The 25,117-nt window shown below is 28.0% G+C and carries 27 protein-coding genes; 2 read left to right on the top strand and 25 right to left on the bottom strand.

Annotated elements, in window-relative coordinates; genetic code table 11:
- Positions 1 to 9 precede the first annotated feature (9 nt).
- The 10 genes from kamC to C7380_RS04370 form a co-directional block, all read right to left on the bottom strand.
- Positions 10 to 1,380: a lysine 5,6-aminomutase reactivase ATPase KamC gene (gene kamC / locus C7380_RS04415; protein ID WP_109604265.1), complete on the bottom strand. Its 1,371-nt coding sequence runs from the start codon at positions 1,378 to 1,380 to the stop codon at positions 10 to 12.
- A complete protein-coding gene (gene kamB / locus C7380_RS04410; RefSeq protein ID WP_240597494.1) occupies positions 1,381 to 2,376 on the bottom strand; it encodes a lysine 5,6-aminomutase reactivase subunit KamB in 996 nt (331 codons plus the stop codon).
- 14 nt (positions 2,377 to 2,390) lie between these two features.
- Complete coding sequence (kamA, locus tag C7380_RS04405) at positions 2,391 to 3,662, bottom strand: lysine 2,3-aminomutase (RefSeq protein WP_109604264.1); 1,272 nt, start codon at positions 3,660 to 3,662, stop codon at positions 2,391 to 2,393.
- An 11-nt stretch (positions 3,663 to 3,673) separates the two neighbouring features.
- Positions 3,674 to 4,705, bottom strand: a complete 1,032-nt coding sequence (kdd, locus tag C7380_RS04400) for an L-erythro-3,5-diaminohexanoate dehydrogenase (RefSeq protein ID WP_109604263.1) — start codon at positions 4,703 to 4,705, stop codon at positions 3,674 to 3,676.
- A 4-nt stretch (positions 4,706 to 4,709) separates the two neighbouring features.
- A complete protein-coding gene (gene kce / locus C7380_RS04395) occupies positions 4,710 to 5,528 on the bottom strand; it encodes a 3-keto-5-aminohexanoate cleavage enzyme (protein WP_109604262.1) in 819 nt (272 codons plus the stop codon).
- A 4-nt stretch (positions 5,529 to 5,532) separates the two neighbouring features.
- Positions 5,533 to 5,916 (bottom strand): 3-aminobutyryl-CoA ammonia lyase, encoded by a 384-nt coding sequence (gene kal / locus C7380_RS04390; protein ID WP_109604261.1) that lies wholly within the window; start codon positions 5,914 to 5,916, stop codon positions 5,533 to 5,535.
- 245 nt (positions 5,917 to 6,161) lie between these two features.
- Positions 6,162 to 6,569 carry a MaoC family dehydratase gene (locus tag C7380_RS04385; protein ID WP_109604260.1) on the bottom strand — a complete coding sequence of 136 codons (408 nt, stop codon included), beginning with the start codon at positions 6,567 to 6,569 and terminating at the stop codon, positions 6,162 to 6,164.
- 15 nt (positions 6,570 to 6,584) lie between these two features.
- The gene (locus tag C7380_RS04380) at positions 6,585 to 7,628 is read right to left on the bottom strand and encodes an electron transfer flavoprotein subunit alpha/FixB family protein (RefSeq protein WP_109604259.1); all 1,044 of its coding nucleotides are present in this window, start codon (positions 7,626 to 7,628) and stop codon (positions 6,585 to 6,587) included.
- Positions 7,629 to 7,640: 12 nt separating this feature from the next.
- Positions 7,641 to 8,429, bottom strand: a complete 789-nt coding sequence (gene etfB / locus C7380_RS04375; protein WP_109604258.1) for an electron transfer flavoprotein subunit beta — start codon at positions 8,427 to 8,429, stop codon at positions 7,641 to 7,643.
- Between the two features lie 17 nt (positions 8,430 to 8,446).
- On the bottom strand, positions 8,447 to 9,586 hold the full coding sequence (locus C7380_RS04370) for an acyl-CoA dehydrogenase (RefSeq protein ID WP_109604257.1): 1,140 nt from the start codon (positions 9,584 to 9,586) through the stop codon (positions 8,447 to 8,449).
- Positions 9,587 to 9,863: 277 nt separating this feature from the next.
- Here C7380_RS04370 and C7380_RS04365 point away from each other — a divergent pair, with 277 nt between their 5' ends.
- Positions 9,864 to 10,439, top strand: coding sequence for a hypothetical protein (locus tag C7380_RS04365; RefSeq protein WP_109604256.1), 576 nt, complete (start codon positions 9,864 to 9,866; stop codon positions 10,437 to 10,439).
- Positions 10,440 to 10,472: 33 nt separating this feature from the next.
- Here the strand turns inward: C7380_RS04365 and C7380_RS04360 are convergent, their stop codons facing one another.
- The 13 genes from C7380_RS04360 to C7380_RS04300 form a co-directional block, all read right to left on the bottom strand.
- Positions 10,473 to 11,048: an indolepyruvate oxidoreductase subunit beta gene (locus tag C7380_RS04360; RefSeq protein WP_109604291.1), complete on the bottom strand. Its 576-nt coding sequence runs from the start codon at positions 11,046 to 11,048 to the stop codon at positions 10,473 to 10,475.
- A 4-nt stretch (positions 11,049 to 11,052) separates the two neighbouring features.
- Positions 11,053 to 12,828 carry an indolepyruvate ferredoxin oxidoreductase subunit alpha gene (iorA, locus tag C7380_RS04355; protein WP_109604255.1) on the bottom strand — a complete coding sequence of 592 codons (1,776 nt, stop codon included), beginning with the start codon at positions 12,826 to 12,828 and terminating at the stop codon, positions 11,053 to 11,055.
- A 214-nt stretch (positions 12,829 to 13,042) separates the two neighbouring features.
- Positions 13,043 to 13,285, bottom strand: coding sequence for an acyl carrier protein (locus C7380_RS04350; protein ID WP_109604254.1), 243 nt, complete (start codon positions 13,283 to 13,285; stop codon positions 13,043 to 13,045).
- Positions 13,278 to 14,339, bottom strand: coding sequence for an NAD(P)H-dependent flavin oxidoreductase (locus tag C7380_RS04345; RefSeq protein WP_109604253.1), 1,062 nt, complete (start codon positions 14,337 to 14,339; stop codon positions 13,278 to 13,280). The genes C7380_RS04350 and C7380_RS04345 overlap by 8 nt, the downstream gene beginning before the upstream one ends.
- A gap of 17 nt (positions 14,340 to 14,356) precedes the next feature.
- Complete coding sequence (gene fabG / locus C7380_RS04340; protein WP_109604252.1) at positions 14,357 to 15,091, bottom strand: 3-oxoacyl-[acyl-carrier-protein] reductase; 735 nt, start codon at positions 15,089 to 15,091, stop codon at positions 14,357 to 14,359.
- Between the two features lie 10 nt (positions 15,092 to 15,101).
- Complete coding sequence (gene fabD, locus C7380_RS04335; protein WP_109604251.1) at positions 15,102 to 15,977, bottom strand: ACP S-malonyltransferase; 876 nt, start codon at positions 15,975 to 15,977, stop codon at positions 15,102 to 15,104.
- Complete coding sequence (locus tag C7380_RS04330) at positions 15,974 to 16,921, bottom strand: nitronate monooxygenase (RefSeq protein WP_109604250.1); 948 nt, start codon at positions 16,919 to 16,921, stop codon at positions 15,974 to 15,976. Before C7380_RS04330 ends, fabD begins: the two co-directional genes overlap by 4 nt.
- Before the next feature lie 11 nt (positions 16,922 to 16,932).
- Positions 16,933 to 17,352: a 3-hydroxyacyl-ACP dehydratase FabZ gene (gene fabZ, locus C7380_RS04325; protein ID WP_109604290.1), complete on the bottom strand. Its 420-nt coding sequence runs from the start codon at positions 17,350 to 17,352 to the stop codon at positions 16,933 to 16,935.
- A 5-nt stretch (positions 17,353 to 17,357) separates the two neighbouring features.
- Positions 17,358 to 18,200, bottom strand: a complete 843-nt coding sequence (locus C7380_RS04320; RefSeq protein ID WP_109604249.1) for a DegV family protein — start codon at positions 18,198 to 18,200, stop codon at positions 17,358 to 17,360.
- A gap of 8 nt (positions 18,201 to 18,208) precedes the next feature.
- Positions 18,209 to 19,444: a beta-ketoacyl-ACP synthase II gene (fabF, locus tag C7380_RS04315; RefSeq protein ID WP_109604248.1), complete on the bottom strand. Its 1,236-nt coding sequence runs from the start codon at positions 19,442 to 19,444 to the stop codon at positions 18,209 to 18,211.
- Positions 19,445 to 19,562: 118 nt separating this feature from the next.
- On the bottom strand, positions 19,563 to 20,207 hold the full coding sequence (locus C7380_RS04310; protein WP_158274778.1) for a TetR/AcrR family transcriptional regulator: 645 nt from the start codon (positions 20,205 to 20,207) through the stop codon (positions 19,563 to 19,565).
- A gap of 148 nt (positions 20,208 to 20,355) precedes the next feature.
- The gene (locus C7380_RS04305; RefSeq protein ID WP_109604289.1) at positions 20,356 to 21,516 is read right to left on the bottom strand and encodes a YibE/F family protein; all 1,161 of its coding nucleotides are present in this window, start codon (positions 21,514 to 21,516) and stop codon (positions 20,356 to 20,358) included.
- 78 nt (positions 21,517 to 21,594) lie between these two features.
- Positions 21,595 to 23,001, bottom strand: a complete 1,407-nt coding sequence (locus tag C7380_RS04300; RefSeq protein WP_109604246.1) for an alkaline phosphatase — start codon at positions 22,999 to 23,001, stop codon at positions 21,595 to 21,597.
- 117 nt (positions 23,002 to 23,118) lie between these two features.
- Here C7380_RS04300 and C7380_RS13600 point away from each other — a divergent pair, with 117 nt between their 5' ends.
- Complete coding sequence (locus tag C7380_RS13600; protein ID WP_170110815.1) at positions 23,119 to 23,277, top strand: hypothetical protein; 159 nt, start codon at positions 23,119 to 23,121, stop codon at positions 23,275 to 23,277.
- A gap of 27 nt (positions 23,278 to 23,304) precedes the next feature.
- On the opposite strand, the gene C7380_RS04295 is transcribed toward C7380_RS13600, so the two are convergent.
- Together C7380_RS04295 and C7380_RS04290 are read right to left on the bottom strand one after the other, a co-directional pair.
- Positions 23,305 to 24,264, bottom strand: a complete 960-nt coding sequence (locus C7380_RS04295) for a SufB/SufD family protein (RefSeq protein ID WP_109604245.1) — start codon at positions 24,262 to 24,264, stop codon at positions 23,305 to 23,307.
- The gene (locus C7380_RS04290; protein ID WP_109604244.1) at positions 24,254 to 25,000 is read right to left on the bottom strand and encodes an ATP-binding cassette domain-containing protein; all 747 of its coding nucleotides are present in this window, start codon (positions 24,998 to 25,000) and stop codon (positions 24,254 to 24,256) included. The genes C7380_RS04295 and C7380_RS04290 overlap by 11 nt, the downstream gene beginning before the upstream one ends.
- Positions 25,001 to 25,117 lie beyond the last annotated feature (117 nt).

The raw sequence follows: 25,117 nt of genomic DNA, 5'->3' as shown, positions 1-25,117 counted from the left end.
TATCTCCTTTCATTCAAGACTTTCTATAGAATTAAAAATCAATTCTTCATCAACCCCTAAAATTTTTGCTATATTAATAGCATCTTTAGATACCATTTTTTCATCTTCTATTTTTAAAATTGAATAATCTATATACTTTTCAATTTCATTTGCTTTTAACTCTAGATTTAAAATATCTTTCTTTAGCCCTTTAACTGTAAATAAATCAACATTCTCATAATTGATTCCACTATAATGAGTAGAAAGAAAAAATGTACAATTATAATTATAAAAAGTCTTCAAAGTTCCATTTATTATTGCAACTCCTTCTTCAGGATTAGTTGTTCTTGCAAATTCATCAAAAATTATAAATAATTTTTCACCTTTTTTTAACCTTTTCAATGCTTCGTTTATTTTCAATATTTCAGAAGCATAAGAGGATAAGCCCTTCTCTATATTTTGAGAATCACCTATATTTATCACAATATCATCGTATACATCTAAACAAGCATTCTCCGCTGGAACATAAAAACCATATTGAAAAAGATATTGGGAAATTGCTAAAGATTTTAAAAAGACTGTTTTTCCAGTCATATTGGCACCCATTATGATATTTAATTTGTGATTTATATTCACATCAATCGACTGATAATTCTTATTTTTATTTTTTAAAATATCTAAAACTCTAGGATTAAAAAGCCCTTTATAAACTGTATTATTTTTTGAATATCTTGGTCTAACAAATTTTTTCTTTTCTATTAATTCTGTTTTAGCTATCAAATAATCCAAGTAAGATATTTTTTCGAAATTTTCTTTTAATATTTTAAAATCTTTTCTGATAATATCCGTTAATTTTTTTCTTATCAAATCTTCTAATTTACTTTCCTCATACAAAAGGTTCAAATAAGCTTCTTCATTTTCTTTGCCTTCTATTTGAAAAATTTTTTTCTTTTTTCTTAATTCTTTTAAATCTTCTGAATAAGAATTATAAATATAAAAAGAATTTAATCCATATTTTTCTGGATCTAAAAGATTTATTAAATTTTTTGTACTTTTTGGAAATAAGTTTTCTATGGAATCTATTTTCAAATTATAAATTTCTTCACAATATATACAAAAATTTTTTATTTCAAATAACTCTATATCATTAAAAAATAAATTTGAATCGGATAATTTATATATTGTATTTTCAATATCTTTAATATGAGACAAAGAAACTTTTAGAGGATTTATTAAATTAATATTTTTAATATAATTTCTCATTATTTCTATTCTTTCATATTCATTTTCTATATCCTCAATATTGGTCATAAATTTTAATTTTTCTATATATTTGCATCCAATTGGCGAATATAAATTCATATCTTTTAAAATAAAATTAATTTCTTTATTTTTATACATCTAATCAACCTTTCTAACATCGAAAATAGGTATATCAATATAATTTTTCAAATCTGAAACTATATTATCACTATTCATAATATAACCTTGTGGAGAAACTGGATTTACAGTTATAGCAATTAAATTTGGTTTTTTTAAGACTCTTAATTTTCCTCCCCTTTTTAAAAAAAGCAAAAAAATTTCTGAACTCAGAAATAATTTTGTATAATCTTTTACTATAATTTCGAATTTTCCGGTATCTTTTCTTTCTATTAAATATTTAATAAAATTATTTGTTAATGATCCCGTAGTATATATCTTATATGAATATTCTGAAATATCTTTATTCAAATTTTTTATGTTTAAAAGAGTTTTTATATTCAATCTATAAAAATTATTTTCTTTAATATAAAATATGCCTTCTTCATATTTTTTAAACTCTTCACTGTATAATCCTTTATAAGGGTTTATATTTATAAGATTAAAAACATGCACTGTTTTTTTCACCAGTTCTTTTTGATTTAAAGAAACTGCAGCTCCTGTGGTTAAGATCATAGATTCTGTTATGAATGGTGATGATGGAGAAAGCCTTGAAATCGCACCATCTATTAAAACTGTATCTGAATTATAATTTTTTATTTTATTTATGATTTCATACATTTTATAAGTTGAAGATGGGCCAGATAATAATACTAGCCCATTTTCAAGACTTCTTGCAATGACTATTCTTCCAAGGGATGTTTTACTGTTTGAAACATATAAGATTTCCGCATTGAATTTTTTTTGTAAAAAATGTTTTTCAGAAGTCGCAAAAATCATATTTTCTTTTATTTTTATTTCAGGTTTTGATGTATAAGTAACTTGATCACATTTCTCACCATCTATTCCTATTGAAGTCAAACCAAGAATTTTGGTTTTATTTAATTTTTTTATGAGATAATTCAAAGTTTCTGTTTTTCCAGTATTTTTTTCTAATCCAACAACAGAAATACTTTTAAAATTCAAATTTAAATCCATATTTTATTCCCTCATCATAAACTATGTTTTTTCTTCCATTCTTTAACTCTATTACCTCTATCGAGATTCTCAGGTTCAAGACTTATCTTTCCATCTTTAGCCTCAAAAAGTGCAGCAACACCTTTTAATTCATATTTTTTTCTATATTCAGAATCATTTACATCTGTTTTAGTATCTTCTGGTTCATGATATGTAGTTATAACCCCTTCATAATTTCTTAAAATAACACTTCCATCACTTTCTGAAACCATATATTGTGGCATAAGTCTTATTTTTCCTCCACCACCCGGTGCATCAACAACAAAAGTTGGAACACAATAACCAGATGTATGACCTATAAGACTTTCCATAATACCAAGTCCTTTTCTGACAGATGTTCTAAAATGACCTATACCTTGTGATAAATCACATTGATATATATAATATGGTCTAACTCTTATCTTTACAAGTTGATGAACTAATTCCATCATTATATACTTACTATCATTAACTCCTTTTAATAGAACACTCTGATTTCCGAGAGGTATTCCAGCATTTGAAAGCATTTCACATGCTTTTGTAGATTCAGGAGTTATTTCTTTTGGATGATTAAAATGTGTATTAATCCATATAGGATGATATTTACCTAACATATTTACAAGTTCAGGAGTGATTATTTGAGGTAAAACAACAGGAGCTCTTGTTCCTATTCTTATTATCTCAACATGAGGAATACTTCTCAATTCTTTTATTATATATTCAAGCATTTGTAATCCTGCAAGAAGAGCATCTCCTCCAGATAATAGAACATCTCTAACTTCAGGAGTTTCTCTTATATATTCTATAGCCGCATCTATTTCTTTTTTTGTTCTTGCTGAATCAGTTTGACCAGCAAATCTCCTTCTTGTACAATGTCTACAATACATAGAACACATGTCTGTTATCAAAAATAAAACTCTATCTGGATATCTATGTGTTAAACCAGGAACAGGTGAATCTGCATCTTCATGCAATGGATCCAACATATCCCACCTATCCACGAGCAATTCTTTTCCAGTTGGAACTGCCTGTCTTCTTATCGGATCTTTTGGATCATTTGGATCCATTAAAAGGGCATAATATGGAGTTATTGCCATTCTCAATGTTTTAAGTGCATTCTTCACTCCTTCTTCTTCATCTTCAGTTAAATTTATAACTTTTTTTAATGATTCAACATCAGTTATTCTATTTTTTATTTGCCAATGCCAATCATTCCATTGTTCATCGTTAATATCTTTCCATAAAGAGATATCTTTATATGACCGCATCTTATCTCCCCCTAAATATATAATTTTTCAAATAAATTCCTTATTTTATTTGATTCCCTAAGAATATTCAAACTCAAATCTGCATGATTTTTAGTATATCCATTACCAATGATCATATTTATATCTTTTCCAACACCTTCAGCACCCAGAGCTGCTTTAGTAAATGATGTAGCCATAGAAAAAAAATAAACTATTCCTTCATCTTTTGTTATTAAAATAGAAGACATTTCGGTATTTTCCACATTAACATTATTTATAACAACATCGCATAATTCATTTTTTGTAATATCACAAATTTTTTCATATATATCAACAGGCTTTGTAGCATCTGCTACTACAACTTCATCAACAATATCGAGTTTTTTAAGTCTTTCAGCATTTTCTTTGGAGTATTCAACAACTATTACTTTTCCATTTTTTGCATTCTTTTTAGCTTGATATGCACAAAGCACTCCAGACTTTCCTCCGCCACCTATTATACAAACATTTTGACCGTCTTTAACAAGTTTATTAACTTGTGCAGGAGCTCCTGCAACATCTAAAACAGCTAAAGATAATTTTTCGGATATATCTTCGGGAATTTTTGCATACAAACCACTCTCAAAAAGAATGGCTTTTCCAATGATATCAACCTGATCAGTATCTTTATTAATTTTTAAAATACGATCTATCTTCAAAGGAGTTAAAGATAAAGAAACTAGTGTGGCTATTTTATCTCCAACACATAAATCTTTATCTGGGAAATCATCTCCTATTTCTAAAACTTCTCCTATGAGCATCCCACCCGAACCAGTAACTGGATTTTGAAGTTTACCTCTCTCATTGACTATATTTAAAATCATATTTTCTATTTTTTTCTCATCATTATCACAAGCATTTTTTATTTGTGTAAAGCTTGCTGAATCTACATTCAAAGTCTTAACATTTAATAAGATTTCATTAGAATATATATTCATATCATTATTTATTTTTTTTGCTGGCTGAGGCAAAGCTCCCTTAGGTTCTATAACTCTATGTGTTCCATATGGGTTTCCCAATTTCATATGATCAACTCCCTTTAATGTTTAATATTTTTCTAGCTTCATCTGGTGTTGCAATTTCTCTACCAATTTCCTTAGAAATTCTAACTATTCTTTCAACTAGTTGAACATTTGATAAAGCTTTTTCACCTTTCTTATAATATATATTATCTTCAAATCCAACTCTGACATGTCCCCCCATAAGAATTGCATGTACTGCAAGTGATAATTCAAATCTACCAATTCCTGCAACTGTCCAAGTTGCATCTTCTGGTATTTTATTAACCATATATACCAAATCATCTATATTTCCTGGTATCGCACCTGGAACTCCCATAACAAAATCAAAATGCATAGGTGATTCAATCAATCCGTTTTTGTTTAAATTTATTGCATTTTGAATCATTCCTCTTTCAAAAACTTCTATTTCTGGTTTAATACCCCTATTCTTCATTTCTAATGCAAATTTTTCTATATATTCTTTAGAATTCACAAAAATATCATCTCCAAAATTACATGTACCAGCTGAAAGTGTTGCCATTTCAGGGTTTAATTTCAGAGGTTGCATTCTTTCTTCAAAAGAATGCCATACAGCTCCTCCTGTAGAAGGTTGAAAAATAACATCACATTTTTCTTTTATTTTTTTTGAAATTTCTTTATATATTTCGAAATCCTGTGAAGGATTTCCATTCTTATCTCTTGCATGTACATGAACTATAGAAACGCCAGCTTTATAACATTCATAAGCTTCATCCGCTATTTCCTGCGGAGTCAAAGAAAGATTTGGTTGCTGTTCTCTTGTTACTTCAGCTCCAGTTAATGCAGCAGTAATTATTAATTTTTCCATAGCATCATCTCCTTTGTTTATCAGCAGGGACTATACATGTTCCAACAGCTTTACAAACAACTATTGAATCTTCAAGAAGATCGGCAGCTGAATCATTTATATCTGGTCTTGGAGATATAACTTTTCTTGCAATAAACTCCATTTTTCTGGAAGTTTTACCCTGTTTGATTATTTTACCAGTTGCTTCAATATAATCTCCTGCATATACAGGATTTAAAAAGTCTACACTTTCATAAGCCCTAAATAATCCTTCATCTCCATCATTTCTTATCAGTAATTCTGTTGCAACATCTCCAAATAATTGAAGCATTTTAGCACCATCAACAAGATTTCCACCATAATGAGCATCTGCCTGACTCATTCTAAGTCTTATAATAACTTGTTCCATATTAAAACCTCCTCGAAAACTTTATCACTTTAATTTCACACTATGAAATTTTTTTCATTTATCTATTTTTAATTATATCATTTATCTTTATTAATTAAAATTTCATATTATATATGATTTTTTAACAAATATAGTCTTTAAAGGCTTTAATCATGAATAATACAAAATATTTAGATTTAATTATTATGACAAAAAAATGAGAAATGTATTTAATACATTTCTCATTTTTTTATTTTATTATTTTATTATTTTTTAAATTGTACTAAAGCTTCTCCATCTATAGCAACTTTTCCATCTTCCTTAATAACTTGAGTTATTAAAATCAATCTGAATTTTTCATCGATTTTTTCTTTTACTTCAATTCTAACAGTGAGTTCTTCATCTAAAAATACTGGAGCTTTAAACTTTGCTGATTGTTGCATATAAATAGTTCCATTGCCTGGAAATCTCATTCCAAGAACAGCTGATATCTTTCCTAAAACAAGTATTCCATGAGCTATTCTTTGACCGAATATAGATTTTTTTGCAAACTCTTCATCTATATGAAGAGGATTCTTATCTCCACTTATCTCGGCAAAAGTATTAACATCAGTTGATGAAATTTTTGTTTTTTCTTCATAAACATGTCCCAATTCTATTTCTGCATACGTCATAAGACTACCCCCTTATCAAATAATTTTTTCAAGTTCATCTATATTATCTATGGAATCTATAATTTTTGGAATAATATCATATAAATCTCCCACTATGCCATAATCAGCTACTTTAAATATAGCAGCGTCTGGATTTTTGTTTATTGCAACTATATATTCTGAGTCCTTCATCCCTGCTATATGTTGAATGGCACCTGAAATTCCACATGCTATATATAATTTAGGTCTAACTGTTTTACCAGTTTGCCCAACTTGATGAGCTTGAGATATCCATCCTGAATCAACTGTAGCTCTTGAAGCTCCTACAACACCACCAAGTTTTTTTGCTAACCTTTCTAAAAGTTCAAACCCTTCTTTTTTAGCCAAACCTCTTCCACCAGCAACTATTATTTCTGCTTCTTCTATTGCTACATCATGTTTAGCTTCTTTTATTATCTCTATTATTTTTGTCCTTATTTCTTCTTCGTTTAAAGCATAATCAAATTTTGTGATCTTCCCACTTCTCGATTTATCTTCTTCTGCTTTTTTCATAACACCAGGTCTAACAGTAGACATCTGAGGTCTATGATTTGGACAAACTATTGTAGCCATTATGTTTCCACCAAATGCCGGTCTTGTCATAAGTAATTTTCCATCTTCTTCATCTATTTCAAGATTTGTACAATCAGCTGTCAACCCTGTAGCCGTTCTTGCAGCAATTCTTGGTGCTAAATCTCTTCCTATATGTGTTGCTCCCAATAAAATTATCTCTGGTTTCTTTTCTTCTATCATTTTAGATATTATTTTTGAATAAGCTTCAGTAGTATAATTCTTTATAGCTTTATTCTCATAAAGCAATACTTCATCTGCACCATGATTTATAAGATCTTGACTTAAGTGTTCAACTTTATCTCCTATCAATACGGCTACTACTTCTACATTTAATTTATCCGCCATTTTTCTTGCTTCGCCAAGAAGTTCATATACAACAGGCATTAATTTTCTTTCTCTTTGCTCTGCAAATATCCATACTCCTTTATATAAAGAATGTTCATTTTTAGCAGGATCTACATAAGCCATTTTCTTACCTCCTTATAATACGTGTTTTCTTTTCAATTCAACTATTAATTTCTGTGCCTTTTCTTCATTATTTCCTTCTAACATCTGTCCTTTACCTTTAGGTTCAGGTGTGAAAGATTTTTTTACTTGTGTTGGTGAGCCTTTTAAACCTATATTCATTCTATCAACATCTAAATCATCGAGTCCCCAAACTTTTACTTTATCATTTCCAAAAGCTTCAAATATTCCCGCCATATTCATATATCTTGGTTTATTCAATTCTTTTATAGCTGTCAATAAAACAGGTGTTTGTGTTTCAATTATTTCATAACCATCTTCTAAAGCTCTTTCAACAATTATTTTATCTTCATTTATTTTAAAATTTTTAACGTATGTTATTTGAGGTATATTTAATCTTTCGGCTATTTGAGGTCCTACCTGTGCAGTATCACCATCTATCGCCTGTCTACCAGCAAAAATTATATCGAAATCACCTATTTTTTTTATTCCAGCTGCTATTGTTTCTGATGTTGCCCATGTGTCAGAACCACCAAAAAATCTATCACTCAACAATATTGCTTCATCAGCACCCATAGCCAATGCTTCATTCAAAACTTCTTTAGCTTGAGTAGGTCCCATAGAAATTACAGTTATATGAGTATCTTTATTTTCATCCTTTATCTTTAAAGCTTCTTCCAATGCATTTTTATCATCTGGATTCATTATACTTGGTACACCTTTTCTAATTAATGTCCCTGTGATAGGATCTATTTTTAATTCTGTTGTGTCTGGTACTTGCTTTACACAAACTATTATTTTCAATTTTATTTTCCTCCTTTTTACTTTATCGTATTAGCTGCTATAACCATTCTTTGAACTTCAGAAGTTCCTTCATATATTTCTGTAATTTTAGCATCTCTCATCATTCTTTCAACTGGATAATCTTTAGTATATCCATAACCACCATGAAGTTGAACCGCTTTTGTAGTTACAAACATCGCTGTTTCAGCAGCAAATAATTTTGCCATAGCCGCAAGCTTTGAATAAGGTTGTCCATCATTTTTTGCCTGAGCAGATTGATAAACTAATAGTCTTGCAGCTTGTATTTGAGTTTCCATATCAGCTATATTAAATTGTAATGCTTGAAATTTACTTATAGATCTGCCAAATTGTTCTCTTTGATTGATATAATTCAAAGTTTCATCCATTGCACCTTGAGCTATACCTAATGCTTGAGCAGCTATACCTATTCTTCCGCCATCTAAAGTTTGCATAGCAATTTTAAAACCTTTTCCTTCTTGACCCAACATATTTTCTTTAGGTACTCTTAAATTTTGAAATATGAGTTCTGCGGTAGCTGATCCTCTTATTCCCATTTTGTCTTCTATTTTACCTATTGAAAAACCTTCCATTCCTTTTTCTATTATAAAGGCACTTATTCCTCTAGTTCCTTTACTAGGTTCTGTCATAGCAAAAATAACATATATATCCGCATACTTACCATTTGTTATAAATATTTTTGATCCATTTATTATCCAATCTTCCCCATCTTTTTTTGCGAAAGTTTGCTGACCAGCAGCATCTGTTCCAGCATTTGGTTCTGTTAATGCAAATGAACCCAATTTCTTACCTTTTGCAAGAGGAACTAAGTATTTTTGTTTTTGTTCTTCTGTCCCAAATTTATATATAGGCCAACAAGCTAAAGAATTGTGTGCAGAAAGAATTACTCCTGTTGTAGCACAATATCTTGATAACTCTTCTACAGCTAATACATAACTCATTTCATCTGTTCCAGCACCACCATATTCTTTTGGCATATTCATACCAAAAAAACCATATTTCTTCATCTTCTCTACATTTTCCATAGGAAATCTTTCAGTTTGGTCTATCTCAGCTGCAATTGGCTTTACTTCATTTTCTGTAAATTCTCTTACCATTTTTTTTACAATTTCCTGTTCTTTTGTCAAGTTGAAGTTCACAGCTATACCTCCTTATTTGTTATATAAGTGAAAATATTCACTTTAGTTTTACTTTTATAAACTTTATTTTCGACTTTTTGTAAAAGTGAATCATCTCTCATTTTAATTATACATTATAATTATTAATAATTAAATTACATTTTAAATAGGTTATTGTTATTTATTTTAGATTATAATTGATTATCTTTCGTTTTATAAATATCTCTTATTTTTTAAGTTTTTATTTTTATAGTCGATTTTATATCTGAAGGTGGGTGATAGCATTTTTAAAAAATTTTTGATTTTTTTTATATTAATTTTTATACCTTTGAGTGTTTTTACATATTATGATAATGAAGTAAAACTTGATGAGAATGGTAGTTGGTCTTTTGTAGAACAAGAAAAAAAATATTATGGAATGTATGATGATATATATTTTGGATCAACAAGAGATTTTATAGAACAAAATAATAAAGAATTATTATTGAAAAAAGATGTGGATTATCTTTTATTCAGAGAAAAATTTAATGAATACTCTTTAGATTCTTTTTATTTTTTTTATGATGATTTATTTTATAAAACTATTTCTGATTTCTTAGTAGTTCATTATTCTGCAAAATATTGGATTTCAGACTATGAAAAAATAAAGAGCAAATTAATAGAAATTTATGGAAATCCCGATGAAGATGAAATATATTATAGTAACAGTTTTTGGATTGGAAAACTTGAAAATGCTTTTGACAACAATCAAGCAACTTTAAAAACTGTATGGAAAAAAGATTATAAAGATATAGTATTAGAACTTTTTAAAATTGGAAATGATACTAAAATAATAGTTTCTACAGTATCAAACGAAATAAATCCCGATCTATAAATAACCCGGATTATTAAAAATCCGGGTATTATTTTAGGATATTTCAAGTCCTTTTTTATAAGCTTTTAAGTTCATATCTATAAATTTCTCTTTAACATTATTTTTTATTGATTCTTCCCAATCTATATTTTCAAGACCCAAAGCCTTGGTCAAAGGTGCAAGAAGTACTATATTTTGTGTTTTTATATTTCCCAATTCTATCGCAATTTTAGTAGCTGGAATTATTAAGGTTTTAACTTTTGTTTTTAATTCTTCAATTATTCCTTCTGGATACTCTGCTTTTCCTGAAAGTATAGGTGCTGATTGGATTTCATGATCATTTATAACCAATAATCCATCAGGTTTTAAATATTCAATCCATCTCATAGCTTCCATTTTTTCAAATGATATTAAAACATCGGCTTGCCCTTTTCCGATTATGGGCGAATAAACTTGTTCTCCATATCTTATCTGAGTTGTAACAGATCCACCTCTTTGGGCCATACCATGAACTTCAGACATTTTAACATCGTATCCAGCATTTAAAAGTGCCGTAGATATTATCTTTGAAGTTAAAATTATTCCTTGTCCACCTACACCAACAAGTAAAACATTTTTAGTTTCTTTAATCATATCAAACACCTGCCTTTTCTATTGCATCAAAAGGACAAACTTGTGCACAAACTGAACATCCAACACAGGTATTTATATCTATTATAGATCCTACATTTTTGTCAAAAGAAATTGATGGACAACCTACCTTCAAACACATCTTACATTTTTTACATTTTTCATGATTTACTTGATATCTAACCGTTTTAATTTTATATTTTTGTTTTTCTTCTTCTCTTAGTTTTTTTAATGCACAAGGCCATTTAGTTATTATTACTGAAGGTTCTTCTAATACTGTAAATTCATTTATAGCACTTCTAACTTCATCGAGTTTGTTAGGATCAACCGTTTTAACATGTTTTATTCCTACAGCTTTAACAATAGCTTCTATATCTATTTCTTCCGTCTTTTCTCCCATTAAAGTATAACCAGTTCCAGGATTTTCTTGATGTCCTGTCATTCCTGTAACTCTATTATCAAGTATAATAGATATAACTTTTGATTTATTATAAACGATATCTATAAGACTTGTTATACCCGAATGAAAAAATGTTGAATCTCCAACAATACCAAAAATTTCTTTTTCTTCTCCAGATTTTTCAAATACTTTTGAAAAACCATGAGCTGCAGATATTCCAGCCCCCATACATATAACTGTATCCATAGCATTTAAAGGATCTGCTGAACCAAGAGTATAACAACCTATATCACCTGTTATAACTGCATTTTTTCTTTTACTTAATTCAAAAAATAATCCTCTATGTGGACAGCCTGAACAAAGTGTAGGAGGTCTAGGAACTATCATTTCCGGATTAACAGAAATTTTTTTATTTTCTTTTCCCAATAGTTTTTCAGCTATTATATCTGGATTTAATTCCCCAGTTAAAGGTATTTTCTCTTTACCTATAACATTTATCCCCATAGCTTTTATTTCTGTTTCAAGAAAAGGTTCATTTTCTTCTATTACATAAAGTTTTTTTACCTTGGAAGAAAAATTTTTTATTTTTTCTTTTGGTATAGGAAAACTCATTCCTAATTTTAAGTATGAAGCTTCATTTCCAAAAATTTCTTTTGCATATTCATAAGAAATTCCTGAAGTTATGATTCCTATTTCTGAGTTATTTATTTCTTCTCTGTTTAACCAAGTATCATTACTTGAGAAATCTTCTAATTTTTTTAACTTTTCTTCGAGTTCTACATGATGCTTTCTACAAGCTGCTGGTGTTGCAACAAATTTAGATATATTTCTTTTATAAGGTTTCTTTTCTACTTCTTTTCTTTCTTCAAGTTCTACAACACTTTTTGAATGACATATTCTAGTTGTTAATCTGAATAAAACTGGAACATCAAATCTTTCTGATATTTTATATGCTTCCTTTAAAAAATCTTTTGCCTCTTGAGAATTTGATGGCTCTATTAAAGGCATCTTAGCATGTCTTGCATAATATCTATTATCTTGTTCGTTTTGCGATGAATGTAAACCAGGATCATCAGCAGTTACTATAACATATCCTCCATTAACTCCTAAATATGCATAAGTAAACATAGGGTCTGCAGCAACATTTAAGCCAACATGTTTCATGGCAGACAAACTTCTTGCACCTGCAATAGATGCTCCAACTCCAACTTCAATTGCAACTTTTTCATTTGGAGTCCATTCAGAGTAAACTTCTTTATAATTTGCAAGATTTTCTAAAATCTCTGTACTTGGAGTTCCAGGGTATGCCGACGCAAATGTAACTCCTGCTTCATAAGCACCTCTGGCAGTAGCTTCATTACCAGTCATTAATACTTTCATAAACTCTCCCCTTTCCTTTGATATTCTCCCATTTTTATTATACAACAGTTAATGAAATTTTTTTCATCTCGATTTTTAAGATTATTAATAATTATTGTCTTTTATTAAAGCTATATCTTTTTATTTAGGATTATTTCGATAAATCATGAAAAATATTTCATTGTATATGAAAAATAAAAAAATGAGGATAATTATAAAATTATCCTCATTTTTATTAATTTAATTTTTCTTGAAGTATATTTACTATATCCTTTACCGTTCTTATATTTTCAACTTGAGAATCTTCTATATTTACCTCAAGTTCTGTTTCAAAATCCATTGTTAAATCTACTAATTCCAATGAATCAACATCTAAATCTTCTATTAATCTTGAATCTTCTTTTATCTTTTCTTCTTCAATATCTAAACTTTCTGATATTATAGAAACTACCTTTTTTAATAATTCTTCTCTACTCATTTTTATCCTCCTCAAAAATTTCTTCTATGATTTCTTTTACTTTTTGAATTTTATTTACCTTATCAACTGAAGAACCAGAAAAAACAAAGCCTTCTTCTATATTCCCCTTAGCTGCATTATACAAAGCTCTAGCAATACAATAAGGAGTATTTTTAAAATCACATGTTTTTATGCAATGATAATTACATATAAATGGCTTTTTTTCTCCTTTTCTAAAAGATTCTATAAATTCATTTTTTATAGCTCTACCTGGAAGACCTACAGGACTTTTTATTATTGTTAAATCTTTTTCATTTGCATTAATTATAGCTTTTTTAAAATTAATATCAGCATCACATTCATATGTTGCAATAAATCTTGTTCCCATTTGAACCGCATCTGCACCGAGATTCAAAACTTTTTCTACATCCTCTTTGGAGTTTATTCCTCCGCCTGCAATTATTGGAATTTCTTTTTGATAATTATCTTTTAATTCTTTCATATACTTTTTTAATACTGGTATATTTTTTTCAAGGCTATAATTTTCTTCAAATATATTTTCATATTTATATCCTAAATGTCCTCCAGCTTTGGGTCCTTCTAAAACAAAAGCATCTGGCAAATAATTATATTTCCTAATCCATCTTTTAACTATTACTTGAGCTGCTTTTAAAGATGATATTATTGGAACTAATTTTGTTTTACTATCTTTTTTTAAATATGATGGTAGTTCTAAAGGTAATCCAGCTCCAGAAAAAATTATATCTATTCCTTCATCAATAGATGTTTTAACCATATCCGCATAATTATTTAATGCTACCATTATATTTACTCCAACAACACCTTTAGTCTTTTCTTTCGCACTTTTTATATATTTTCTCAATGCATCTATACAAGCTTTTTTATAATTTTTTTCATCTTCAAATAATCCTATACCTGCCGTACCTATTACCCCTATTCCACCTGCTTCTGCAACGGAAGAAGCCAAATTATCTAAAGATATTCCAACAGCCATTCCTCCTTGAACTATTGGATATTTTATGTTTAATTCTCCTATTCTAAAATGATTTATCATTTTGTTTTCAACCTCTTTTATATACTTAATCCTCCATCCACTCTTATAATTTGTCCAGTTATATAAGACGATCTGTCAGATGCAAGAAATAAAGCAAGATTAGCTATGTCTTCAGCTTCACCAAGTCTTTTTATTAAACATTTTTCCTTAACTTTTTCTAATACTGTCTCAGATAAGTTCTCTGTCATACTTGTTTTTATAAAACCTGGAGCTATTGCATTAACTCTTATATTTTCATTTCTTAGAGTAAGTTCTTTTGCCCATGTTTTTGTCATCCCTATTATTCCAGCTTTTGCAGCAGAATAATTAGTTTGACCAGAATTTCCCTCTATTCCAACAATTGATGAAATATTTATTATATTACCATATTTTTGTTTTTTAAAAAATTTTGATATTTCCTTTGTCATGAGAAAGGTTCCTTTTAAATTAATATTTATAACATCATCAAAATCTTTTTCTTTCATCCTTATCAAAAAATTATCTTTTGTAATTCCCGCATTGTTGATGAGAACATCTACTTTTTCAAAATTTTCTTTTAAAAATGTACTCAAATTTTTTATTCCTTCAGAATCTGTTATATCTAAAGGATAAGGTATATAATTTTTAAGTTCACTTTTATTTTCATTCAATGTTTTTTCATCTCTTGATATGGCTATTACAATCGCATTATTTTCAATAAATTTTTTCGCTATTTCAAATCCTATACCCCTTGATGCACCAGTAATTAAAATAATTTTATCTTTTAAATTCATAAATTCACTCCTAAACATATTCAAGTTTTACATCCATGAGTATATTTTTAATCATTTTACTTAAAACTTTTGATGGTCCTATTTCTATAAATTCATCTATTCCATTTTCTTTCATATTTTCTATACTTTCTACCCATTTTACAGGTCTTGTTATTTGTTTTATAATATTTTCTTTTATTATATATGGATCTATTTCAAATTTTGCATTTACATTCTGAACAATTGGAATTTTTGGCGTTTTAAAATTTATTTTCTCTAATTTGATTCTCATATTCTCTTCAGCTTTGTTCAAAAGATGTGAATGAAATGGACCACTAACATTTAATTTTATTATTCTTTTTGCACCATTTTCTTTGAGTTCGTCCATAGATTTTAATAATTGTTCTGTCTCTCCACTTATAACTGTTTGCATTGGAGAATTATAATTTGCTATTATAACATCATCATAATTGTTTAAAATTTTTTCTATTTCTTCTATTTTCATTCCTAAAACAGCAGCCATACTTCCTTTATTAGGTTCACATGCATTACTCATAAATAAACCTCGACTATGAACAGCTTCAACTGCCTCTTCAAAACTTATAACTCCTGAAACTACAAGTGCTGTCCATTCGCCAAGAGAATGTCCAGCTAAAGCTTTTATATTCAAATACTTACTTTCATTGTGAATGTACTTTATATAACTACATATGAGTATTGCAGGTTGAGCATTTTCAGTTAATGTAAGTTGATTTATATCTTCACCAAATATTATAGATTTTATATCAAAATTTAAAATTTCATTTGCTATATCAAAATATTTTTCATATCTTTCATCAAGAGCTATACATTCTTTACCCATAGATAAGTTTTGAGATCCTTGTCCTGGAAAAATTAAAGCCTTCATTTAGATAACACCCCCGAAAAATTTTTAATAGTATAATCCATATCAGAACATAAATCTTCTATTATTTCTTTAACACTTTTTATATTTTCTATTAATCCAACACTTTGTCCAGCCATAAAAGAACCATTATCATTATCTCCATCAATATGAGCTTTTTTTAAACTTCCTATTAAAAGTCTTTCTGCTTCTTCTATTGATTCAGATTCTATCTTATTTATATTTTTCACAAATTTATTCTTTATAGATCTCGCTGGATGTCCCATTTTTATTCCAGTTATAACACTATCTCTTATACCAGCCTTTAAAATTTTATTTTTATAATTTTCATGTGCTTCACATTCATAAGAAGCTATAAATCTTGTTCCCATTTGAATTCCACTCGCACCCAACATAAAAACTGCCGCCATACCTCTTCCATCTGCTATTCCACCGGCTGCAATTACAGGAATCTTTAAAATAGAGGTTAATTTTGGTATTATTACCATAGTGGTAACATCACCTATATGCCCACCGCATTCCATTCCTTCACCTACTATAAAATCTATTCCTTTTTTTTCAAGCCTTAAAGCAAGATTTTCAGATGAAACAACTGCACCAGTTATTATATTATTTGATTTTAAAATAGGTATATATTTTCCTGGATTTCCAGCCGCCATTATAACAACAGGCACTTTTTCTTCTATTACAATATTTATTATATCCTCAATAAAAGGATTTATCATTATAATATTTACTGCATAAGGTTTATTTGTAAGTTCTTTTATTTTTTTTATTTGTTCTTTTAAAATATCTGGTGTCATACTTCCAGAACCAATAGTTCCAAGTCCTCCAGCATTTGAAACCTCGGCAGCAAGTTTAGCTGTTCCAACCCAAGCCATTCCACCTTCGATAATGGGATATTTTATATTTAAAAGTTTAACTATAGAATTTTCAGAAAAATCCATAATAATTCACCTTACCTTTTTATTCCAGCCATGATTTCAGCTTTAGCTGCAAGTTTTTCTCTTACAAAAACTTTTGCTTCTAATTTATAAACTTCTTTTTTGCTTTGAATAATTCTAACTTCATATACAATTCTATCACCAGGCCTCACTTCTTTTTTAAATCTGCAATTATCTATACCTATAAACAAAGGTATAACATTTTGTCCTTTATAATCTTTTAAAAGAAGAATTCCAGCTGTTTGTGCCATTCCTTCAACAAGTAAAACACCTGGCATTAAAGGATACATCGGAAAATGTCCTTGAAAATACGGTTCATTTATACTGACCATTTTTTCAGCTTTTATTGATTTTTCATCCATAGAAATCACATTATCTACTAATAAAAACGGATATCTATGAGGCAAAATTTCCATTATTTCATCTATGTTCATAAGCATTAAGATTCCTCCCAAACAGTTATAAGACCTCCAGAATCTGGACCTAAATGTGTTCCAATGACAATATCTATATAATCTTTTCTTATTTCAAGATCTATGTTTTTATTTTTAATATTTAAATATATATCCTCTGCAATTTCTTTATTATTAGTATGTAAAACCATTATATGTTTAATATTTTTATTTTTTTCAAAACTCATATCAACTATTTCCTTATTTAATTTTTTCATCCCTCTAATATTTTTAATGGGTGTCAATATTCCATCGTTCAATGATAATATTGGTTTAAGTTTTAAAAGTCCTCCCATGAGGCTTTTCGCTTTTCCTATTCTTCCACCTTTATAAAGATAATTTAAATCTCCAACACTGAAATAAACTTTAACTCTTTTATAATAATTCTTACAAAAATTTATTATACTTTCTAAATTTTTTTCATCATTCTTTATTTTTTTTTCTAAATCTTCAATTAAAAAACCAAGAGCCCAAGAAGCTAATTTAGAATCTATAACTTTTATTTTATCCGAATTTACTATATTTGCCGCCATCAAAGCTGAATTAAATGTACCACTTAAAACTGCCGAAAGATGAACAGAAATTATATAATCAAACTCTTGTATCATATAAGTATAAACTTCTTCAAAATCTTTAACAGATGGCTGTGAAGTTTTAGGAACATAATTTGAATTTTTTATAAATTCATAATAATCTTCTAAATCAAGTCTATTTGCTTTTATAAATTCATCTTCTTTATTTATATATAATGGCACATAACCAATATTTAATTCTTTAAGTTTTTCTTTTGATATATTACATGTATTATCCGTTACTATTCCAATCTTCATAAGTTCACCTACCTCTTGGTATAAACAATCGATGCATTATGTCCACCAAATCCAAAAGAATTTTTTAACATAATCTTAGTTTCTTTTTCAACAGTTTTTTTCACTATATTTAAATCTTTAAAATCATCGTCAATTTCAAATAAATTTGGCATACCATGAATAAAACCTTTTTCCATTTGAATTATACTGGCTATTAATTCAATAGCTCCTGCCGCTCCAAGACTATGACCTATAAGAGTTTTAGTGGATTGAATATAAGGTTTTGATATGTTTTCTTTAAAAACACTTTCAAGAGCTATTTTTTCTGATTTATCTCCAACAGGTGTACTTGTAGCATGACAATTTATTAAATCTATGTCTTCTGATTTTATATTTGCCATATTTAAAGCAAGTTGAACAGCTTTTGCAGCACCTTTTCCTTCAGGATCTGATTTACTTATATGATATGCATCTCCTGTCATACCAAATCCCTCAAGATATCCATAAATTTTAGCCCCTCTTTTCAATGCATGTTCTTCTTCTTCAAGTATTAGAACTCCAGATCCTTCCCCCATAACAAAACCATCTCTATTTAAATCAAAAGGTCTTGAAGCAGTTTTTGGGTCTTCATTTCTTTGAGATAATGCTGTCATATTTGCAAAAGCCGCAATTGGCATTGGATCTATGCAAGCTTCTGTTCCACCAGCAACAGCAATATCAACATATCCATGTTTTATAAGCATAGCTGAAGTTATTAAAGCATGAACTGAAGATGCACAGGCACTCATAGTAGAAAAATTAGGACCTTTTAAATTATTTTCTATTGAAACTACTCCAGAAGGCATATCAGCTATCATCATTGGAATCAAAAATGGACTAACAAATTTTGGCCCTTTTTTATTCATATTATTAAATTCATTATAAAGAGTTTTAAATCCACCTATCCCAGAAGCTATTATAACTGCAGCATTTTCTCTCCATTCATCATTCTCATCATTTAATCCTGAATTTTTAATAGCTTCTTCAGCAGCTATCATAGCTAACTGCAAAACTCTATCATACCTTCTTGCTTTTTTCCTATCCATATAATCTTTTGGATCAAAATTTTTTATTTCAGCTGCAATAGTGACTTTATGATCTTCAGTATCAAATTGGGTTATATTATCAATACCTATTTTCATCTCTCTAAGACTTGTTTCAAATTCGTTTATATTTTTTGCAATAGAATTTATAGTTCCTAAACCTGTTATAGCTACTCTTCTCATTTTAAGCCTCCTGTAAATTAAAATAAAATATTAAATTAATGTTATGACCAATGGTCATAATCATTTAAAACAAAATGACCGTTGGTCATTTTGTTTTAAAATAAAAATTAGCCAATGGCTAACTTTCATTATTTTGTAGAGTTTTTTTTGTTAACTCTATATAATAATCAAGTATAGTTTCAGGAGTTGTATTACTCCATTTTTTATAAAGTATTTCTCTAAGTTTTACTTGCTGAACCATTCCTGTAGTTTGAGTCCACAAGACCATAGCTAATTTTTGTGGATCTACATCTTTTCTTATAGTTTTATCTTTTATTCCTTCTATAATTGACTTACTTAAATAATCAAATATCATTTCACTTTTTTCATAAGAAAGTCTCACAAGAGGATCTTCTGGATTCAAATGTGCTTTTTGAGACTCATAATTTACTATTAAATTATAATAACCAGGATATTCTTTATAAAATTCTACATAAGATTTTCCCATCATTACAACTTTTTCTATACCGGTATGACATGTTTTTATATTTTTTCTTATTAAATCTTCTATTAGTTTTAAACCTCTTACAACAACAGAAAAATAAAGATCTTTTTTACTTGAAAAATAAAGATACAATGTTCCTTTAGCTATTCCTGCATTTTTAGCTATTTCTGTCATTGTTGTATCTTCATAATTTTTTTCAAAAAATAATTTTTCAGATGCATCTATTATCATTAGACGTTTTTCTTCTTTATTTATTTTTTCTGGAATTTTTTCTTTCATTAGATCACCTTTCTGACCAATGGTCATTTTTCTTTTTTTATTATAACACTTTTTTTTTATTTTATCAACAATAGTTAAAAATTACTTCTAAATAATATTTAAGAGAAAACTTAAAAAATTTTAAGTTTTCTCCTATGCCTTAAAAGCTCTACAATTCAAGTTTAGAAACATTTTTTGCTTTTTTGTTAATTTTTATTATATTTTTCTTTTCAAAGCTTAAAATAAATCCACCTATTATTGCTGTTAATGGTGCTGTAAGTACTAAACCAAAACTTCCCACTATTATATTAAGGATCTCTGAAGATATATAATTTATATTTATTAGTGCAAATTCATTAGTATTCTTTGCCATAAAAGCCATTAATAAAGTTGCATATCCTCCTGAATAGGCTAAAAGTAATGTAGTAGCCATCGTTCCTATAACTGCTTTCCCAACATTCAAACCGGATTTTATAAGTTCTTTAGAATTTATATTTTTTGCTTTATTTTTCACCTCATTCATAGAAGCAGAAATATCCATCGAAATATCCATAACTGCCCCAGAAGAAGCTAAAAAAATTCCACTTATAAATAATTTATTTAAATCAAGCATATAATACCCAGAATAAAGTAAAGTTTCTGAAAATGGTTTTACAGAACCGTTTATATAAAATGGTCTTGAAAACAATTCAGATATTATTATTGTTATTAATACACCAGAAATAGCTCCCAAAAAAGCAATAAGACCTTTTTTGTTGAATCCTGCAACCAAAAAAATTATTATAAATGTTAACATCGAAACTATTAACAAAGATATTATTATTGGATTATAACCTTTTAAAAAAAGAGGTATCATTATTTTCCATAGAAATAGAATAGTTGTTGTAAATGAAAGTAATGATTTTACTCCGGTCCAGCCCGATATTAATATGAGTATTATAGAAAATGATAATATTAACAATATTTGTGAATCTGCTCTATAAAAATCTACTATAGAATAGTTTAAACTATTAGAATTAGTGTTTTTTTCTATTAAAACTTTATCTCCAATCTTAAAATTTTTATCTAATTCCATCTTACCGATTAAAATATTGCTTAAAATAATTATTTTATTTTTGTCTTCCCCATTAAGTATTTTTAATTCAACGTATTGTTCGCCTTGTTTTATAATTCCAAACTGTTGAATTTCAGAATTATCTACAGAAATAACTTCAGATTTATAATATTCATAATTATTTTTTGTTTCATTAACTGGAATATAAAAGAGTAATACATTTATCATTAATAGAAAAATTACGAAAAAATTTTCATTATTTATATTTAATTTCATTTTCAAATCATTCACTCCCCTTAATTAAAAAGTGCAGGGATAAATCCCTGCATAATAATAACTGTATATTTTACACTATTACCCTATTATTTGAAATAATTTTTTCGCTATATCTGTATTATCATAATATCCATTGAACATTTCTGAATTATATCCTTGTGCAAATGTTGCAACAGGAACCCCTGTATGAGAATATGTAGTCCAAGATATTCCAGATTTTTCATTTAATATATGAGTTAAAGTTATAGTTAATGGTTCATATCCACCATATAATAAGTATGTATATTCAGTATTTGGCACTTTATCTTTCCATGACATATCATATGCTTGTTTTATTTTTTTTACTTCATAATCGTTCAATATCATACCTTTATCTTTAGCTTTTTCTTTATCTTCTGGAAAAAATAATCCAAAATTCTCATTTATTAAATGTTTAATATCTTCAAATGATGCATTCTGCTTTTTATATTTCGATAAAACTTGATCAAAATTTTCAAAAGATACTTTTTGATTATTAATTCTATCAAAATATGTAGAGTAAGCTGTTCCAGCAAAACCTATAGTCATTCCACCTGTTTCATGATCTCCAGTAACTATTATTAAAGTTTCATTTGGATGCTCTTCATAAAATTCATAAGCTTTTTTCACAGATTCATCAAAAGCTAATGTATCATATATATTTGTAACTGCATCATTTGCATGTCCAGCCCAGTCAATTTTTCCACCTTCAACCATTAGAAAAAAACCTTTTTCATTATCAAGAATATTTATAGCCTTTTTTGTTATATCTGAAAGAGAGAATTCATCTTGTCTATCTATATCATATTTCATCGCAGAACCGCTTGATAAATCTTCATTTATTATTATTACTTTTTGATTTTTATCTTCAAAATTATCAAATTCTTTTTCTGTATTTAATATTTTATATCCGTTTTCTTCAGCATATTCATAAAAATCTTTTTCGTTTTTACTTTTTCCTTTAGGATACTTTATTCCACCACCACCAAAAAAATCGAAATCACTTTCAACAAGTTCCATAGCTATTTCATAATAATTACTTCTTGAAGATTGATGTGCATAAAACGCTGCTGGTGTAGCATGATCAAGTGAAACAGAAGATATTATACCCACTTTCATTCCATTTTTCTTGGCTCTTTCAGCGATAGTTTCATATTTGATCGTTTTATCAGCATTCATATTAATTACACCCGATAATGTTTTATATCCAGTTGCTAAAGCAGTACCTGCTGCTGCTGAATCTGTTATAAAAGAATCTTGAGAATATGTTGTTGTCATACCCTGCGCTTCAAATTTGCTCATTTGCAATTTCGTGTCTTTGTTATTAATTTTGGTAAGATAGAGTTCCGCAGAATTTATTTGTGGCAAAGCCATCCCATCTCCAATAAAAAAGAAAACATACTTTATCTGAGAAAATGATAATACACTTAATACCAATACAGTAATCAACAAAAATGTTTTTTTCATTGATTCACCCCCTTTAATATTTAAACTTATTTTCTCATCTTTATTTTTAGATATTACAAAATATTGTTAAGAAAAATAAAATATGATAAACTTTAATAAGTATATGGAGGTGTTTTCATGAAAGGGCTAAAAATTTGTATACTCGGTTTAAGTATAATACTAATTTCTGGATTTATATTAATCGATGATATGAGTAATCTTGGCGGGTTTGGTGAAGTTTTTCTATTTTTTTTAGGAATTATAATAATAATTTTAGGTATAAATAAAAAAGAATAAAAAAATCAGGAAAATATCCTGATTTTTTTATTTTAATATTGATTTTATTATCATTTCAGAGGCCTCTTCTTCTGTAAGTCCTTTTGACATCAAAGTTTCAAGTTGATCAGAATTTATCCTTCCAACAGATGCTTCATGAGTTAATTCAGCAAGCTCATTTTTTACTCTTAAAAGCGGAATTGTAGAAAGATCTACTTTCGGACCATCCACTATTTCATCACATTCTATATGACCTTTAGAATAATCTCCATTACCATAAGCTTCTGTAATAACTTTAGCTTTACTTTCATCTGTAGCTATAACAAAAGTTTTAGCTATTCCAGAAGAATTTTTACCATTTAATCTCAATATCTCATTTATTTCAACATAATCATCTTTCTTTTCTCTAACTTTGGTTTCAATATAAGCTTTTGCATCGTCTTTTAAATCTACATCCATCTTTATTTTCATATTTCCAACTCTTGTTTTTGTAAGTGTAAATCTATTATCATATTTAGAATTATTTCCAACAATGGTCTCATAATCAGTATCTAAATTTACCAACCCTTCTTCATTATGAAAATGAACATCTTCATAAGTAACTTTAGAATTATTTCCTATAATCATCTTAGATTTCATTTTATGCAAAATATCTTTAGCTGCTGGAAAAGAACAATGCGATATAAAATTTATTATAACATTGTTACCTATATCAAATTCATAATCAAGATTTTGTTCTCCAAAATCTTTTAAATAACCTACACAAAGATGAACTGGTTTTTTCACAACAACCCCATCATCTACTTTGAAATACAATTTAACATGATTTTCATCACAATCAGCTTCAATATGGACTCCTTCTACAGTGTTTCTTCCAAGAATTTTATGTCCACTAACAATTATGGAAACTATATCTTTTGTAAGAAGTCCACTTACATCTCCACCTGCTTTATCATAAGCTTTTTGTATATATTCAAACTCTTTAGAATAATTCTTTTCAATTTGCAACTTTTTTCACCTCTATTTTTTCAGCAGGTTCATTGATATTAGTACAAAAATCACATAATTTTTTATATATATTCCCAATATATTCTGGAGTACCTTCATTTCTTATCATTCCATTGCATAACAAAATAGCTTTATCTGATAATAATGATATTTCTTCCCTATGTGTGATAGTTATTACAGTACTATTATTATTTTTAAGTTCTTTAAGTATTGAATCTATCATAGAATTTGACATCATATCTATACCTGAATCAGGCTCATCTAATATAACAATTTCTGGTTTTAAAATAACTATTGAAGCAAGTTCAATCCTTTTTCTCTCTCCTCCAGAAAGAGTTTTATCAACATTTCTATTTAAATATTTTTCATTTAGACCTACAAGATTTAAATATTTTATCATATCATTCATTGTAAGTTGATTTTTATTTCCAAGTTTCAAATAATCTATAACGGACATTCCCTTGAATCTTGCTGGCTCTTGCCAAGCCATTGTTATACCTTTTCTTGCTCTTTCATCTATTTTTAAATCAGTTATATCTTCATTATTAAGAATTATTTCACCTTTATGATTTTTATAATATCCATTGAGACCCATTATTATCTTTGCAAGCGTCGATTTACCAACACCGTTATTGCCGAGAACCGAATAAGTTTTTCCTCTTTCAAAAGTATAATTCAAATCATTTAATATATTTTTTTCGGATGTACAAAAAGATATATTCTTTAATTCAAGCATGTGAAATCCTCCATGAATTTATTAAATACGCTTTTTAAGCGTATTTTAAAAGTTCTATTATTATTTTACTACTTATATCTTAATTAGTCAATTTATATCGTATTTAATTTTTATTTC

The organism is Oceanotoga teriensis (assembly GCF_003148465.1).
Lineage (GTDB): Bacteria > Thermotogota > Thermotogae > Petrotogales > Petrotogaceae > Oceanotoga > Oceanotoga teriensis.
This window is presented reverse-complemented; position numbering and strand designations above follow the sequence as displayed.

What these genes read in the sequence shown, in the direction of transcription:
- kamC (WP_109604265.1), bottom strand. Translation starts at nt 1,380, where the DNA reads ATGTATAAAAATAAAGAAATTAATTTTATTTTAAAAGATATGAATTTA.
- kamB (WP_240597494.1), bottom strand. Translation starts at nt 2,376, where the DNA reads ATGGATTTAAATTTGAATTTTAAAAGTATTTCTGTTGTTGGATTAGAA.
- kamA (WP_109604264.1), bottom strand. Translation starts at nt 3,662, where the DNA reads ATGCGGTCATATAAAGATATCTCTTTATGGAAAGATATTAACGATGAA.
- kdd (WP_109604263.1), bottom strand. Translation starts at nt 4,705, where the DNA reads ATGAAATTGGGAAACCCATATGGAACACATAGAGTTATAGAACCTAAG.
- kce (WP_109604262.1), bottom strand. Translation starts at nt 5,528, where the DNA reads ATGGAAAAATTAATAATTACTGCTGCATTAACTGGAGCTGAAGTAACA.
- kal (WP_109604261.1), bottom strand. Translation starts at nt 5,916, where the DNA reads ATGGAACAAGTTATTATAAGACTTAGAATGAGTCAGGCAGATGCTCAT.
- C7380_RS04385 (WP_109604260.1), bottom strand. Translation starts at nt 6,569, where the DNA reads ATGACGTATGCAGAAATAGAATTGGGACATGTTTATGAAGAAAAAACA.
- C7380_RS04380 (WP_109604259.1), bottom strand. Translation starts at nt 7,628, where the DNA reads ATGGCTTATGTAGATCCTGCTAAAAATGAACATTCTTTATATAAAGGA.
- iorA (WP_109604255.1), bottom strand. Translation starts at nt 12,828, where the DNA reads ATGAAAGTATTAATGACTGGTAATGAAGCTACTGCCAGAGGTGCTTAT.
- C7380_RS04350 (WP_109604254.1), bottom strand. Translation starts at nt 13,285, where the DNA reads ATGAGTAGAGAAGAATTATTAAAAAAGGTAGTTTCTATAATATCAGAA.
- C7380_RS04345 (WP_109604253.1), bottom strand. Translation starts at nt 14,339, where the DNA reads ATGATAAATCATTTTAGAATAGGAGAATTAAACATAAAATATCCAATA.
- fabG (WP_109604252.1), bottom strand. Translation starts at nt 15,091, where the DNA reads ATGAATTTAAAAGATAAAATTATTTTAATTACTGGTGCATCAAGGGGT.
- fabD (WP_109604251.1), bottom strand. Translation starts at nt 15,977, where the DNA reads ATGAAGGCTTTAATTTTTCCAGGACAAGGATCTCAAAACTTATCTATG.
- C7380_RS04330 (WP_109604250.1), bottom strand. Translation starts at nt 16,921, where the DNA reads ATGGATTTTTCTGAAAATTCTATAGTTAAACTTTTAAATATAAAATAT.
- fabZ (WP_109604290.1), bottom strand. Translation starts at nt 17,352, where the DNA reads ATGAACATAGATGAAATAATGGAAATTTTGCCTCATAGATATCCGTTT.
- C7380_RS04320 (WP_109604249.1), bottom strand. Translation starts at nt 18,200, where the DNA reads ATGAAGATTGGAATAGTAACGGATAATACATGTAATATATCAAAAGAA.
- fabF (WP_109604248.1), bottom strand. Translation starts at nt 19,444, where the DNA reads ATGAGAAGAGTAGCTATAACAGGTTTAGGAACTATAAATTCTATTGCA.
- C7380_RS04310 (WP_158274778.1), bottom strand. Translation starts at nt 20,207, where the DNA reads ATGAAAGAAAAAATTCCAGAAAAAATAAATAAAGAAGAAAAACGTCTA.
- C7380_RS04305 (WP_109604289.1), bottom strand. Translation starts at nt 21,516, where the DNA reads ATGAAATTAAATATAAATAATGAAAATTTTTTCGTAATTTTTCTATTA.
- C7380_RS04300 (WP_109604246.1), bottom strand. Translation starts at nt 23,001, where the DNA reads ATGAAAAAAACATTTTTGTTGATTACTGTATTGGTATTAAGTGTATTA.
- C7380_RS13600 (WP_170110815.1), top strand. Translation starts at nt 23,119, where the DNA reads ATGAAAGGGCTAAAAATTTGTATACTCGGTTTAAGTATAATACTAATT.
- C7380_RS04290 (WP_109604244.1), bottom strand. Translation starts at nt 25,000, where the DNA reads ATGCTTGAATTAAAGAATATATCTTTTTGTACATCCGAAAAAAATATA.